The following is a 12,438-nucleotide window of genomic DNA, read 5'->3' as shown; positions in this document are numbered from 1 at the left end:
CGCAGTCCCTACGGCAGGAGAGTGACGGCCGTGACGGCGTACGCCGCGGCGGTGATGGTCAGGGCGGCGATCCGGACCGCGCGGAGCATCCATGGGCGGTCGAGGGCCGGCCAGAGGGTGACGAGCGCGAGTACGGCGAGCATCGCGAGCAGGAGGAAGGCGAGCAGGGCGAGACGCATCAGGCGCTCCTGCGCGCGAGCTCGCGGCTACGGATGCGGCGGACGTTGTCCGGATCGACGTTCGGTCCGTGGATCTTCTGGACGTAGGACAGGACGGCCGTCTTGTCCTCAATACCGGAGGACAGTGCTGTCCGGATGGTGTCCGTGACGGTTTGCCCGGGCGGAGCGATCGGGCGCAGCGTGGCGTCTGACCTGCTGTCCGGCGTGTCCGGACCGCCGCCCTTCGCGCTGTCCACGAGGGTGCGGACTGCGTCCTCGTCGGCCTCGATGCCGAGTTCGTCGAGCCGGTCGAGGACGTCGTCGACGGACGCGTCCGGGGTGGTGGACAGGACAGCGCGGACAGCGGACCGGACAGTCCCGGCCGCACGCCCAGACGGCGCGGGCGCGGGTACAGCAGGCTCCTCGGCGGCCGCGGGCGGGGTGAGGGCCGCGGCGTGCTGCTCGGTCCGGTCCAGCTGTCGCTGGCGGGCGGCCAGGGCGATACGGGCGGTCATCTGCTCCTCGCGCTTGAGGAACCACTTCTGCGTGAGCGGCGACATGGGGCGCGCCTGGTGGGCCAGAGTGACCGTCCACATGCCCTTGGCGACGGCGGAGATGACCGCGCCGGCCACGCCGACGGGGAGGGAGTCCTCGACGCGGCCGTGCGCGCAGACGGCGCCCATCTCGATGAGGAGGGCGATGTTCCCGGCGATGCGCGGGCGTCGGGCGCGGGCGGGGTCGTAGCGGGCGTGCCACTCCAGGGCCATGCAGGAGATCCAGGCGAGGCCGAACGCAACGGCGCCGAGGTAGGCGATGGGGGCGACCACGGCGCGGGCAAGGAAGTCTCCGATGGACGCGGTGGACCAGATGACGCTGATCGCGACCATGGCGCCTGCCGCGGTGAGGACGCCGCTCAGGACGATGTGGTCCCAGTCGCGGGGCGGGACGGGGACGACGACTTGGTACTCGTCGTCGACCAGCTCGGGGATGCCGTCGACGGTGTGGAGGACCTGCCTCGTGCGGGTCTCTACGCGGGTCTTCACGGTGCGCTCCAGGGCGAAGGGGGGCCGGGCCGCAGGAGGGGGCGGCCCGGCCGGTCGGGGTGAGTCAGCCGACGATGTGGCGGGTGATGATCACGGCGAGGATCACGACGTGCGCGAGCGTCGCCAGGAGGTAGAAGGCGCGCATCAGCGGCCACCCCCTGCGAAGCCGGTGCCGTGGCAGTCCTGGCAGGTCTGCCAGTGCTGGCGGGTGACGCCGTCGCTGCTGGTGTCGACGGTCTTGCCGCCGGCGCCGGTGCAGGTGCCGCACGCACGCGGGGGCGGGGTGGGCTGGCCGGTGCTCACAGGCGCACCGCCCCGAGGGCGACGTGCAGGCGGGCGGCGTACTCCGCGCGGGTGCCGGTCATCGGGATGCCCCGGACGGCGGTGAGGACTGCGACGATGTCCCGCCCGACAACCGGGCTGGTGTTGTAGTCGCCGTGGTGGTCCCAGACGGCGATCTGGATCTCCACGTGCCGGGTGCGCGGGTTCATGGCGGCGCGGCGGTTCATGGCGTCCAGCCGGTCAGTGACGGCGCGCAGGATGGTTTTGATCCTGTCGGCGTCGGCGTCCTTGATACCGGTCAGGGCGAGCTGGGGCGCGGCGTCGCGCTGGGCGGTGGTCATCACAGGCCCTTCGCGGCGGCACGGAGACGGAGGGCGTACTCGCCAGCCGTCTCGCGCGGGCGGGCCTGGGGCATGACCGTGTACATGCGGGTAAGGGCCTCGGCGGCGACGATCCCGGGGAGCCCGGCGAGGACCTGCGCGATCGCGGTGTTGATCGCGGAGGTGAGCAGCCAGCCGTCCATGACGATGAACGGGGTGTCTTCGAGCGCGGATGCGGTGGCGGTGCTGAGCTGCTGTGCCCATGTGGGCTCGGACAGGATGCGGGCCAGCGCTTCGTCAAGGGGGGTGGGGTGGGTACTCTCGGTCACGGTCATCTCCTGGTCACGTCAGGTTGGTGACTGGCCCCGGCCGTATGGCGTTGCGAGCGCCGGCCGGGGCCGCTCTGTGGTTGGGGTGGTTACTGCGCCGCGCGGGCGGCCTGCCGGCGCTGCTCGTAGGTCATGCATGTGGCGCAGGTGAGGGGGGCGTTCACGACGCGGTACCGGGTACCGCGGTTCGTGCTGCCGCCGGTCCGGCACAGCGGGAACGCGTCGCCTTCGGGCTCGCCCGGCGCAAGGGTGTGGACCTTGCCGCCAGCAACCGGCATGCAGTGCTCGAAGGCCACTTCTTCGGCGGCCGGTTCCGGGGTGTTCTCGACCGCCTTCTCCTCCGGGGCGTCCACCTTGAGCAGCAAGACCCTGCGGCCGTCGTGGTAGGTGATCCGCGCTCCGGTGCTGCCCGCGAACATCTCCCGGACGTGGCGCTTGCCGTCCGTCTGGGCGTGGGTCATCTCCGCCGATCCCTCTTTCAGGGAGATGAGTGTGGTGACGCCGTTCTCGGTGCGCTTGTAGAGCTTGGTGGCGGCCATCTCGTCCTCCTGTGACGTGGATACGCTCGGGGCTTCGGAGATCGCGGTGGGCGGCCTCACAAGGAACAAGCTAGACCCTAGGGTCTAGGAATGCAAGACCCTAGGGTCTATTCTGTTGTGCAGAGCCGCTCCCGAGCGGAAAGGGAGTGCGAGTGACGGATCAACCCGAGGAGGTGCGGAGGCTGGTGGAAGCCATCGAGGCGCTAGAGGCCATCGAGGACGACGCGGAAGCCGCGCGCGCGGCAACAGTGGTCCTGGACGAGTGGCCGAACTATCACGCGCAGCTCCGGGAGCTCCGTCAGCGGCGCGTCCTGGCGCTCAAGCAGCAGGGCAAGACGTGGAAGCAGATCGCGGACGAGGCGCTCGGCGGCGTGCACCCGACCCGCGCGCAGCAGATCGCCACCGGTAAGCGCGGCACCAAGCGGCCGAAGGCTGACGAGGCCGAGTAGGCGTACGCATGCGTGAGCCCCCGACCTCGACGAGGCGGGGGCCCACTGCTGTCCGGGCTACGCCGCTACGCCCTGCTCGCTCCAGATCCGACCGCACCGGACGCAGTGCGCGAGCGGGGATGCGCCGGCCCCGCCGCGGACTTCGATGCGGCCGCCGCACGGTACGAGGTTGCGGAGCTCGGGGCACGGCTTCGTGATGGGTGCGAGCTGGGCGGCGATGTCGAGGGCCTTCTCCACCCGGTCGGCTGCGCTGCGGGCGACGGAGGCTATGTACCCGGCCTGCTGGGGGGTCAGGCGGTGGAACGGGCCGGGTGCTCCCTGTACGCGGCCGAGGAGCCAGAGCGCGGCCAGGGGTGCGGTGGGCCGCGGCCCGGCCCACTTCCAGCGGCGGGGGTCGTGGGCGTCCTGCATCGCGAGGACAGCGGTCCGCGCGCGGTCGGCTTCCATGATCCGGCGGCCCTTCGAGGAGTCCGGCCACTGAGGGTTGGGCGCAGGGCCGCGCATCGGCTCGCGCTGGACGCCGGCGGCGGTCGCATCCGCGCACTCCAGGAGGTCCGCGTGGACGGCCTGCATGGTGTCGAAGATCGCGATGCGGACCGGCGTGGGGCGTTCCCCGATCTGGGAGGGGTCGCGCTCCAGGAGGCGGCGGTCGAGGGCGGCCTGGCGGTCGGCTTCGGCTTGCTGTTCGTCGATGCGGTCGAGGGCGGCGAGGTACCCGCGGAGTCCCACTCCGAAGCTGGCCACTTTGGCGGGGGCGCCGAGTGCGTCGCGGAGGTCGGTCCAGTGGCGGATCACGGTGGTGAGGTGGGCCTGCTCGGTGGTGGTCATCGTGCGCTCCGGTGAGCTGGTGAGGTGTGAGTAACTCCGATGGGTGAATCGCTGTGATCACCGGTGGCCATTGGTGGTTGTGGGTCGTTGCGTCGGCATGACAACCAACCAAGAGACCGCGATGTTGAACACGAACGAGGCGGCCAAGCTGCTCGGAGTCCGACCGGATGCGGTTCATGCAATGAAGGCGGCCGGTCGGCTGTCGGTTGTGGGGAAGGGGCCGAACGGCTGCAACCTGTTCGCGGCGGCAGATGTCCAGGCGACCAAGAGGGAGCGGGAGTTGCGTGCTCGTCGGTCGGTTCCAGCTCAGGAGCAGCTGCCGCACGATCCCCCTTCCTCTTGCCCGGAGTGCGCGTTGTGGCGTGAGCGGGCGCTGGCTGCAGAGAGCCGTGAGAAGCGGGTGCGCGCCTCTTTGGACACCGCTTTGGGGATGTAGTCACTTCCACTTGTTCAGCCGTTGATTGGTGTGGATCACGCGGGTGTGCTGGCGGATCCGCGTGTACTTCTGCTCGGTGCTGTGGCCGTCCCACAGGGCCCGCGGGTCATCAGCGGGCACGTGCTCGACGTCCTTGAACAGTTCGGCGTCACCGGGCGCGATGTGCCACGACATCTGCCAGCCCCCGGCCGTGATGTAGACGATCTGCCACCCGGGCTCCTCCACGTCGGGGGCCGGCACGATGACGGAGGGGTGGAGGGCGGCGAGCCAGGCGACGAGATGGGCGCGCTCGCGGTACGCCCCGTCGCGCTGCTCGGCGTAGGTGGCGGCCTGGTCGGTCCAGTGCTGCACGGTGTCGGTGGGCGCGGTGGCCTGGTCGGGCTTGCCGTCGGGGCAGGCGCGGCCGGTGGCGGCGGCGAGCTGCTCGGCGAGGAGTTGCAGGGCTTTCTCGGCGGTGGATCCGTCGGCGATCCGGACCGCGGTGGCCATGCCGGTGAGCATGCCGGAGATGAACAGCTGGGCTGTGGAGCCGTCGGGGGTGGTGGCGGTGGGCTTGAGTTCGTCGCCGATGGCTTTGAGGTGGATGCGGGTGCGCTGGTCCATGGGGTGTGACTCCTTCAGTGGTTGCGGGTGGGTGGGCCGTACGGGGACTGCCACGCGGGCCGGTCCCGGGTGCGGCGGCCGGCAGCCTCGAACTGCTCGGCCATGGGCCGGGCCTGTTGGAGGGCCTCAGCGAACGCGGCGAGGCCCTGGCTGACGCGGGTCATGGTCGTGAGGAGTTGCTCACGCTGTTCCGGGGTGGGCTGGAGGATGCGGACCAACCGGCCGGGTTCGGGGGTGATCTCGATGTGGGTGATGCCGTCGACGGGCCCCCACTCGCCTTCCTGCTCGTCGTAGAGCTCAACACGCGTCGGGGTGGGCCGGTCGTTGCTGACCCGGGTGCAGCCGCAGGCGTACGGGCTGTTGGGATCCAACGAGGTCTGACCGCAGATCTCTTGGCCGTGGTCGGCCCACCGGTGCTCGCAGTTGAGGCAGGTGTCGGTGTTGCTCACGTGGTCGGCTCCTTGGGCTGGTTGGTGGGAGGGAGGATTGCGTCGTGTAGTTCGGCGAGGCGTCTGTCCCACCAGCGGGACATGGGCGTGCCGATCGGTGGGGGCCCGGCCTTCACCCACTGCTCGTACAGGGCGGTGACGCGGGTGACGTCCTGCTCGGCGGACTGGTGGAGGGCGGCGTACACGCGGGCGGTCTTCTCAAGCTCGGTCGCTGCCGGACTGGACTCATTGAGGGTTCGGAGGATGAAGCGGCCTGCCTCACGCGTCGGGCCCGGTGCCCCTTCGCGGAACCACAGGCCGGCCACCTCCCGCACCCGCTCGATAGCGGCCTGGGCCTCCTCGGCGCGCTGCTGCTGCTCGCGCCACTGGTCGGCGCTGGGCGAGCAGTCGCCTCGGCCGCAGTGAGGGCAGTAACCGGCGCCGATCGTCTTCAGCGCGGCCAGCTCGGCGGTGAGCTCCTCGACGAGGGTGTCGCGGACGGCGAGGACAACGTCGGTGAGGGCGGTTGGGGTGAGGGTGCGGCAGTCCTCGATCGCCGCCGCGTACCGGTCGCGGAGGCTGTCCGGGTCGCTGTCCGTCGTGTCCGGATCGCTGTCCAGCGAGGGAGTTCCGGGTGTGATGCCTTGGCAGGTGTCGCAGACCTGGAGGGGCGGACAGTCGCAGGACGGGGTGTCCGGGGTTGTCCGGACAGTGTCCGAGGCGGGCTCCTGGGGCTCGTTGAGGGCGGTGCGGAGTTCGGTGGCGGCGCTGCCGTAGGTGCGGAGGACGGCCCACTGGGTGGCGAGGCTGCGGACGCGGTCGATGGCGGCCTCGGCCCGCTCGGCGCGCTGCTTCTCCTGCCGCCACTGCCGGTTGCGGAGGCTGATCTGCGCCCACAGGTTCTGCACCTGGGTGGGGTCGCCGCCGAGCTCGCGCAGGCCACCGCGCAGGGTGTCCAGGTCGCCCTGGAGCAGGTCGGCATGCAGCTTGGCGCTGCGCTGCCGCTTCAGGGCCTTCTCGGTGTCCTTGGCGCACGAGCGGGCGAACTGCTTGGCGGCTTCCAGCTCGGCGTACAGGGCGTCGAGTGCGTCGCTGGTGATCGTGTCCGTGGTGTGGCGGGGCTCGGTCATGCTGCGTCCGTCCTGGTGCAGGTGGTCGTGTCGTGGGTGGTGCCGTGGGATTCCCAGGCGCGGAGGCAGCACGCCCTGTCGAGGTCGTTCCAGCCGAGGACGATGCCGTCGCGGGTGGCGCGGCTGTGGGTGCAGGTGCGGTCGTGGCCTTGGCCGGGTGCGGCGGCCCAGGAGGCGCAGCAGGCGACGAGCGTGGGCGGGTTGGGGTGCTGGGGTGGGTTGGGGCGTGCGAGGCGCTCAGCGCGGGCCTGAGCTTCACGGTGGGCTATCCCTTCACGGGCGGCCATCTCAATGAGGGCGGCGGAGACGATGACGCAGATGACCGCGGCCCCGTACTCCTGCCGCCATGCGCAGGCTCCTGCGGTGAGGGATGTGAGGGCGGCGCCGGCCACGAGGACACGTTCGGTACGACTGCGGCGGGTCATCGACGCCTCCCGAGTCCGCTCTCGCGGCGCGCCTGGCGGATGGCTTCCTGCATGGCGGTTGTGTCGGGCTGGATCGTGATCTCGACGGTGCTCGGCTCGGGCTCGACGGTCGCTTCGTCCCAGGAGAACGAGCAGCGCTCGCACTCGCGGTGGAGGCGCGGGTTCGGCTCGTAGCCGATGGATTCGGCGAGGTCACCGTGGAGGCACTGGCCGTAGCCGCGGTACGTGGTGAAGGCGCCCCCGTGGCCGCACTTGGTGCAGGTGACCTCGGGGCCGCTGTACGGCGGGTGGACGGGCTGCTCGGGTCGGGTGGGGCTCATCGGTTCCTCCTGGCGGCTCGGGTGCGGGCGCGGCGGGTCTTGCGGTTCGGGCGCGGCGGATCGGGTGCGTCGTCGTCGACGAGCTGCTCGATGGTGCGGAGTTCGGTCTCCCACCGGGTGCCGGGGCGGCCGGCCTTCTCGCCGCGCGGGCTACTGGACGGGGCGCTCACTGGGTCGGCTCCTTGCTGCGCTTCCACGGGGTGTAGGGCGGGATGTGGGCCCAGTGGGCGAGGGGGAGGCCGGTGGTGACGATGACGAGGACGACGAACAGCACGACGGCGGTCACAGGACGCCGCCGGTGACGATGACGGTCTCGGTGCCGGTCTCGGTGGGCGTGATGACGGGCGCCGTGGGCTGGGGGCCGTAGATGTCGATGAACGCCTGCTCGCGCTCGCGCTCGTCGGCGGCCTGGCTGGTGTCGGTCATCAGCTGCCGTCCTCGCCGGTCTCGGGCAGCGGATACCCGGCCCGCTCCAGGTCTTCGACGAGGACGTCGCGCCCCTCGCTGCTCCGTGCCCACTCGGAGACCAGCCGGAGCACCTCGTCCCGGGCCTGTTCGGCCTGCTGCCGGAACTGGTGCGGGGTCGGCCTGCTGCGGCGCTGCACCGTGACGGTGTACGCGTCGCCGGTCGTGCCGTCGACCATCTCCATCTCGACGTAATTCGAGGCTCCATGGCCGTCGAGGCAGCCGCGCATCCCGGCGGCGAAGATGCGGACCATCTCGGTGGCCTCGGCGAGTTCGAGGGTGGCGACGCCGTCCTTGATGGTGAGGGCGCGCATCATCGTTCCGTCCACGAGGATCTCGGCGGCGAGTTCGCCAAGGGAGTCGAGGGCGATGTCCGCAGCGAGTCCGAACGCGGGCTTCCGTCCGGGGCGGCGCCAGGCAGGCCACGTCTCGCGGAGCCGAGTCTCGATGATGTCGCGGGCCTGGGTGCGGCGCTTCTCGCGCTGAGCTTCAGTGAGCTCCTGCTCGGTCATGGCGGTCTTCCTCTCGTGTCGCGCGGGGTGTCGTGGAACCGGATGCGCGGTCAGGCGGCGGTGTCGGGGTGGCTGCCGGTGATGGGGTTTTGGGTGCGACCCCCTCCCTCTACGTAGTAGAGGGGGGTCGCGTGAAGCTCTGCGTGAAGCGAGCGTGAAGCTGTGACCTGCGGGTTCCTTGATCAACGTGAAGCGCGTGAAGTTTTGCGTGAAGCGGCGCGTGAAGCTGGGGTGCGTGAAGCGGCGTGAAGGGTCGCGTGAAGCTGTGACCTGCACGGTTCTTGATCAACGTGAAGCGCGTGAAGCGTTCGTGAAGCCCGATTTCCTTGATCAACGTGAAGCGCGTGAACAGGTGCGTGAAGCTCCCACGGTCCTTACGCGTCGTCATCGATAAGCACCCCTTGCTCATCAAAAGCGGCGAAGTACGCAACAGGCGCAGTACGGGACAGACCGGTCTTCCGCATCACCGCGAGGCCCTGCTCCACGTACTGGTCCAGCCGACGCCGGGCCTTCTCGATCTCCGACGTGGTGGGCTTGGACTTCGGGTTCGGGTACAGGTTCACGGCGAGCGCGGCCGGGGTGAGCCCGGCACTGCCGGCCGCCTTCAGCAGGCCGAGGATGTCGACCTGGTGCCACACCTCGGTACGGCCCCGCGGGTGGTCGTGCTTGAGCTTCCAGGGCCCGCACTCACCGGCCGGCTGCTTGAGGTGGCGGAGGCTGACGATGGGCTCGCCCGCGGATCCCCAGAGGCTGATGACGGATCCAGCTCCGGCGGTGATCCAGGTGGAGCCGTACAGCTCGTCCAGGGAGGTGGCTTCCTTCCCGCCGTCCTTCCCGCCTCCCTGCTTGCGGTGGTGGTGGAGGCCGATGACTTCGATGCCCTCGACAAGGGTGCGCTGGATAGCCTGGTTGATGGCCTGGCCGCCTTCCTCGGAGGCGAGTTCGCCAGCCATGTCCTTGAGGGAGTCGAGACAGACGGCGTCGGCGTTCGCGGCCTGGCACAGGCGCAGGAGGATGCCGGGGTCCTTGATGAAGTCGGCGGGGGGCGGGCCGGGCCAGAACACGAGGCGTTCGTCGAGGAGTTCGCGGTCGTCGGGGGTGACCATGCGGGCCATGGAGCGGGCGGCCTGCTGGGGGCGGTCGGAGGCAAGGTAGAGGATGCGGTTGAAGCGGCGGACGGGGAGGCCGAGGACGCCGTGGTGGTGGACGCCGATGGCGGCGAGGATTACCTGCTGGGCGACGGTGGTCTTGCCGACGCCGGAGGGCCCGGCGATCAGGAGGGCCTCGCCCTCGGCCCAGATGACGTTCTCTCCGGCGCCCCACAGGGCGGGCACGGTGTCGGGCCGGTCGAGGATGAAGCTGCCGCCGGGCAGGAGCCGTTGGGCGAAGGGGTCGCCGGTGTTGGTGGTGCTCCGGTCGCGGATGTAGGCGGTGATCTTCTCGTCGAGCTCATCGGGCTCGGCGCCGGACAGGACGGACGCGCGCAGGGCGATGGCGAACTCGTCGATGCGGCGAAGCCGGGCCTTCTCGCGGACGATGCCGGCGAAGTATTCAGCGCTGCCGCCGCCGGCGTCTCCGGCGACGTCGAAGATGTACGGGCCGCCGCCGACGGTGCGGAGCTGGCCGAGCTTGTCGATGGCGGCGCGCAGTGCGACCGGGGTGGTCGGGTTGCGTTCGCTGATCTGGTGGCCGATGACGTCCCACAGGAGGCGGTGGGCGGGGTGGGTGAAGTCGTCGGTGGTGATGATCTCGGCGGCTTCGCGGTATTCGCGTGGGGGGTCGTAGGGGTCGTGGATGCAGTTGGCCAGCAGGGCGCGTTCGGCCGCGATGTCGGCGGCGGGTGTGCGGTTGAGGCCGTCCAGGTCCGCCTGGTCGCGCGGCATGTGGCGGACGTTCTCCACGGGGGCTCCTTGCTCAGAAAAGGGTGGTGGGCTGCTGGGGCGGGCAGCGGTGTTCGGTGACGTGCTGGTGGGGGCAGTCCGTGCGGTGCCAGGAGGTGATCCAGGTGAGGCGGCGGGCGCCGAACCGGTTCGTGATGAGGCACCAGATGAGGCGGTTGGGCTCTCGAGCAGCGGCCTGTTCCTCGAGCGTCAGGGCGGTGAGGTCTGCGGTGACGGTGAGGGCGGCGCGGTCGCCGACGAGCTGGCGGAGGATGGGCGCGCGGCAGGAAGGGCAGCGGGAGTCGTCGCCGTCCTTCCTGCTCGCGCGCCCGGCCATCAGGCGACCGAGTCGAGGGTTCCGGCGGCGGTGCGCTGGCGGTGCATGGTGCTGGCCTGCTGCCGCAGCTTCTCGTCGGTGAACTCGTCGGCGGCGATCTCGATGTCGACGACGCGGACCTTGACGACGTCGTCCTTCTCCTCGTCGGGGCCCTGCTCGGTGCGCTCGACGGAGGAGATCTCGACGATGGCCATGACGTTGGTGCCGAGGTTGTTGAACAGCTCGCGGGCGTGGGGGCGGATGGCTTTCTCGACGTCGGCGAGGACCTTGGAGTCGAACTTGATGGTGGTCATGCGGCTTGTGCTCCTTCGGTGGTGGCCGGGCAGGTGGCCCGGTGGTCGGTGCGGATACGGCCGACGAACGTGGCGACCTTGGTGGGCCCGGTGATGGGTCCCTCGGTGGTGTGGCAGGACAGGCACTCGTAGCGGGCGCGGGGCGGGCGGACGTATGTGCCGTCGTGGCGGGTCTGGCCGCAGTCGACGAACAGGGCCGCGGTGATGCGGGCGGTGCTCACGCTGCGGCGCTGGCACGGGCAGCGAGGAGCCTGATGGCGGCCTCGGCCTGCTGGGGGACGACGCCGTTGCCGAGGGCGTGCAGCATTTGGTTGCGGGTGAGCCCGGGGACGTCGGTGACGTGGCCGGCGGGCAGGCCCATGAGCCACTCGACGAACTGCGGGTTCAGGCGATTCCGAGCGTCAGTTGCCCAGGGGGCTCGTCGCCCGGCAGTGTGCTCCCACCGCCGGATCGCAGGGGCGAAGCGGCCCCAAGCAGCGTCGGGTTGCCCCGCCCGTAGGTCGGGCTCACCCGGTCCCCGTCCGACGCGGTCGGCGTGGGCAGCAGGTGCCGTGCCGCATCGAGGAGCGTCGGCCCGTACCCCTCCCTGTACGGCGTCCCGTCCGGCCGGAAGTTCGCCGTGGTCCCGGGGAACGACGCCGTCGGCGTGGGGAGCAGCGTCACCGTGGTCCGCAGGTCCATGCCCCCGTCCCCATGGAGCCCCGCCCCGTTCGTGTCCGAGGTGCGGGGCGTCGGAAGCAGTGGCGAGGATGAAGAGGCGGTTGCGCTGGTGGGGAGCGCCGACCTCCGACGCGCGAACAGTGCACCACTCCGCATCGAACCCGAGGGCGGCAAGGTCGGCGAGGACGGTGTCGAATCCGAGTCGAAGGTGGCCTGCGACGTTCTCAAAGATCGCGACTCGGGGTCGAAGAACCCCAAGGGCACGGGCAATCCACGGCCAGATGTGGCGCTCATCGCCGGTTCCTTTCCGTTGGCCGGCGGAGCTGAAGGGCTGGCAGGGGTAGCCGCCGCAGACGATGTCGACGGGCTCGACGTCCTCCCACAGGGTTGTGGTGAGGTCGCCGAGGTTCGGGGTGTCCGGCCAGTGGTGGGCGAGGATCGCGGAGGCGCCGGGGTCGATGTCGGAGACCCATGCGGTGGTGCCGCCGAACACGGCTTCTACGGCCATGTCCAGGCCGCGGTATCCGGAGCAGAGGGAGCCGATGCGGATCGTCATTGGGCTGCCGCCACAATCTCGGGCCACGCGCAGCCGTCCAGCGCCTGCGCCTGGCGCTCCGGGACGGTGGCGAGCGGGTAGCCGAGCCAGTGCAGCCCGGCCGCCAGGGCGGCGTATGCGTCGGCCTGGTCGTACCGGCCGACGCCCTCGGTGTGGTGCCCGAACCGGTCGGCAACGGCCGATCGCATCTCGCCCTTGGTGGCCCGGCCGGACCCGGTCGCGAACAGCTTGAGCGAGGAGGGCGGGACGATGCCGTACGGGATGCCTCGGCGGTAGCAGTCGAGGCGGATCGCGCACCGGAGGCCGGCGAGTTCCTCGTGTCCGCCGAGCCCGGCGTGGCCGTACGACGGGCCCTCCATGACCACCATGTCGGCGGCCTTGATGAAGCTGCCGATGGTGAGGAGGAGGTGGTGGAGCCGGGCGTCGCCGCGGAGCTTGGTGCGGA

Annotated in this window: 23 protein-coding genes; 2 read left to right on the top strand and 21 right to left on the bottom strand. The window is 70.7% G+C overall.

The genetic code is table 11. From position 1 onward, the window contains the following. Positions 1-8: 8 nt before the first annotated feature. The 6 genes from ACWD0Y_RS25685 to ACWD0Y_RS25660 all read right to left on the bottom strand — a co-directional run bounded on the left by ACWD0Y_RS25685 (position 9) and on the right by ACWD0Y_RS25660 (position 2,671). Positions 9-179 carry a hypothetical protein gene (locus ACWD0Y_RS25685; RefSeq protein WP_450262680.1) on the bottom strand — a complete coding sequence of 57 codons (171 nt, stop codon included), beginning with the start codon at positions 177-179 and terminating at the stop codon, positions 9-11. Further along, complete coding sequence (locus tag ACWD0Y_RS25680; protein WP_450262679.1) at positions 179-1,201, bottom strand: protein transporter Sec31; 1,023 nt, start codon at positions 1,199-1,201, stop codon at positions 179-181. Before ACWD0Y_RS25680 ends, ACWD0Y_RS25685 begins: the two co-directional genes overlap by 1 nt. A gap of 144 nt (positions 1,202-1,345) precedes the next feature. Further along, entirely contained in the window at positions 1,346-1,504 is a 159-nt protein-coding gene (locus tag ACWD0Y_RS25675) for a hypothetical protein (protein WP_450262677.1), read from the bottom strand. Continuing rightward, positions 1,501-1,824, bottom strand: coding sequence for a hypothetical protein (locus tag ACWD0Y_RS25670; protein WP_450262676.1), 324 nt, complete (start codon positions 1,822-1,824; stop codon positions 1,501-1,503). The genes ACWD0Y_RS25675 and ACWD0Y_RS25670 overlap by 4 nt, the downstream gene beginning before the upstream one ends. After that, positions 1,824-2,132 carry a hypothetical protein gene (locus ACWD0Y_RS25665; protein WP_450262675.1) on the bottom strand — a complete coding sequence of 103 codons (309 nt, stop codon included), beginning with the start codon at positions 2,130-2,132 and terminating at the stop codon, positions 1,824-1,826. Before ACWD0Y_RS25665 ends, ACWD0Y_RS25670 begins: the two co-directional genes overlap by 1 nt. 89 nt (positions 2,133-2,221) lie before the next feature. Beyond that, the gene (locus tag ACWD0Y_RS25660) at positions 2,222-2,671 is read right to left on the bottom strand and encodes a hypothetical protein (protein ID WP_450262674.1); all 450 of its coding nucleotides are present in this window, start codon (positions 2,669-2,671) and stop codon (positions 2,222-2,224) included. Between the two features lie 152 nt (positions 2,672-2,823). Between ACWD0Y_RS25660 and ACWD0Y_RS25655 the strand changes: the two genes are divergently transcribed. After that, a complete protein-coding gene (locus tag ACWD0Y_RS25655) occupies positions 2,824-3,120 on the top strand; it encodes a hypothetical protein (RefSeq protein WP_450262673.1) in 297 nt (98 codons plus the stop codon). Between the two features lie 57 nt (positions 3,121-3,177). Here the strand turns inward: ACWD0Y_RS25655 and ACWD0Y_RS25650 are convergent, their stop codons facing one another. Next, positions 3,178-3,948, bottom strand: a complete 771-nt coding sequence (locus ACWD0Y_RS25650) for a hypothetical protein (RefSeq protein ID WP_450262672.1) — start codon at positions 3,946-3,948, stop codon at positions 3,178-3,180. A 97-nt stretch (positions 3,949-4,045) separates the two neighbouring features. On the opposite strand from ACWD0Y_RS25650, the gene ACWD0Y_RS25645 reads away from it, so the two are divergent. Next, a complete protein-coding gene (locus ACWD0Y_RS25645; RefSeq protein ID WP_450262671.1) occupies positions 4,046-4,384 on the top strand; it encodes a hypothetical protein in 339 nt (112 codons plus the stop codon). On the opposite strand, the gene ACWD0Y_RS25640 is transcribed toward ACWD0Y_RS25645, so the two are convergent. From ACWD0Y_RS25640 to ACWD0Y_RS25575, 14 genes are all read right to left on the bottom strand, one after another. Continuing rightward, positions 4,385-4,987, bottom strand: coding sequence for a hypothetical protein (locus ACWD0Y_RS25640; RefSeq protein ID WP_450262670.1), 603 nt, complete (start codon positions 4,985-4,987; stop codon positions 4,385-4,387). Between the two features lie 14 nt (positions 4,988-5,001). Further along, the gene (locus tag ACWD0Y_RS25635; RefSeq protein ID WP_450262669.1) at positions 5,002-5,436 is read right to left on the bottom strand and encodes a hypothetical protein; all 435 of its coding nucleotides are present in this window, start codon (positions 5,434-5,436) and stop codon (positions 5,002-5,004) included. Next, entirely contained in the window at positions 5,433-6,545 is a 1,113-nt protein-coding gene (locus ACWD0Y_RS25630; RefSeq protein ID WP_450262668.1) for a hypothetical protein, read from the bottom strand. Before ACWD0Y_RS25630 ends, ACWD0Y_RS25635 begins: the two co-directional genes overlap by 4 nt. Next, positions 6,542-6,970 carry a hypothetical protein gene (locus ACWD0Y_RS25625; RefSeq protein WP_450262667.1) on the bottom strand — a complete coding sequence of 143 codons (429 nt, stop codon included), beginning with the start codon at positions 6,968-6,970 and terminating at the stop codon, positions 6,542-6,544. The genes ACWD0Y_RS25630 and ACWD0Y_RS25625 overlap by 4 nt, the downstream gene beginning before the upstream one ends. Beyond that, positions 6,967-7,290, bottom strand: a complete 324-nt coding sequence (locus ACWD0Y_RS25620) for a hypothetical protein (protein WP_450262666.1) — start codon at positions 7,288-7,290, stop codon at positions 6,967-6,969. The genes ACWD0Y_RS25625 and ACWD0Y_RS25620 overlap by 4 nt, the downstream gene beginning before the upstream one ends. After that, entirely contained in the window at positions 7,287-7,460 is a 174-nt protein-coding gene (locus ACWD0Y_RS25615; RefSeq protein ID WP_450262665.1) for a hypothetical protein, read from the bottom strand. Before ACWD0Y_RS25615 ends, ACWD0Y_RS25620 begins: the two co-directional genes overlap by 4 nt. Positions 7,461-7,572: 112 nt before the next feature. Then, entirely contained in the window at positions 7,573-7,716 is a 144-nt protein-coding gene (locus ACWD0Y_RS25610) for a hypothetical protein (protein ID WP_450262664.1), read from the bottom strand. Further along, positions 7,716-8,267: a hypothetical protein gene (locus ACWD0Y_RS25605; RefSeq protein ID WP_450262663.1), complete on the bottom strand. Its 552-nt coding sequence runs from the start codon at positions 8,265-8,267 to the stop codon at positions 7,716-7,718. Before ACWD0Y_RS25605 ends, ACWD0Y_RS25610 begins: the two co-directional genes overlap by 1 nt. 374 nt (positions 8,268-8,641) lie before the next feature. After that, on the bottom strand, positions 8,642-10,168 hold the full coding sequence (locus ACWD0Y_RS25600) for a DnaB-like helicase N-terminal domain-containing protein (RefSeq protein WP_450262662.1): 1,527 nt from the start codon (positions 10,166-10,168) through the stop codon (positions 8,642-8,644). A gap of 13 nt (positions 10,169-10,181) precedes the next feature. After that, entirely contained in the window at positions 10,182-10,484 is a 303-nt protein-coding gene (locus ACWD0Y_RS25595) for a hypothetical protein (RefSeq protein ID WP_450262661.1), read from the bottom strand. Beyond that, a complete protein-coding gene (locus tag ACWD0Y_RS25590; RefSeq protein ID WP_450262660.1) occupies positions 10,484-10,777 on the bottom strand; it encodes a hypothetical protein in 294 nt (97 codons plus the stop codon). The genes ACWD0Y_RS25595 and ACWD0Y_RS25590 overlap by 1 nt, the downstream gene beginning before the upstream one ends. After that, entirely contained in the window at positions 10,774-10,998 is a 225-nt protein-coding gene (locus ACWD0Y_RS25585) for a hypothetical protein (RefSeq protein ID WP_450262659.1), read from the bottom strand. Before ACWD0Y_RS25585 ends, ACWD0Y_RS25590 begins: the two co-directional genes overlap by 4 nt. Continuing rightward, positions 10,995-11,993: a DNA cytosine methyltransferase gene (locus ACWD0Y_RS25580; protein ID WP_450262658.1), complete on the bottom strand. Its 999-nt coding sequence runs from the start codon at positions 11,991-11,993 to the stop codon at positions 10,995-10,997. The genes ACWD0Y_RS25585 and ACWD0Y_RS25580 overlap by 4 nt, the downstream gene beginning before the upstream one ends. Next, positions 11,990-12,438, bottom strand: a 449-nt coding sequence (locus ACWD0Y_RS25575) for a hypothetical protein (RefSeq protein WP_450262657.1), incomplete at its 5' end; no start/stop codon positions are given. The genes ACWD0Y_RS25580 and ACWD0Y_RS25575, both read right to left, overlap by 4 nt.

This window comes from Streptomyces altiplanensis, assembly GCF_053591575.1.
This window is presented reverse-complemented; position numbering and strand designations above follow the sequence as displayed.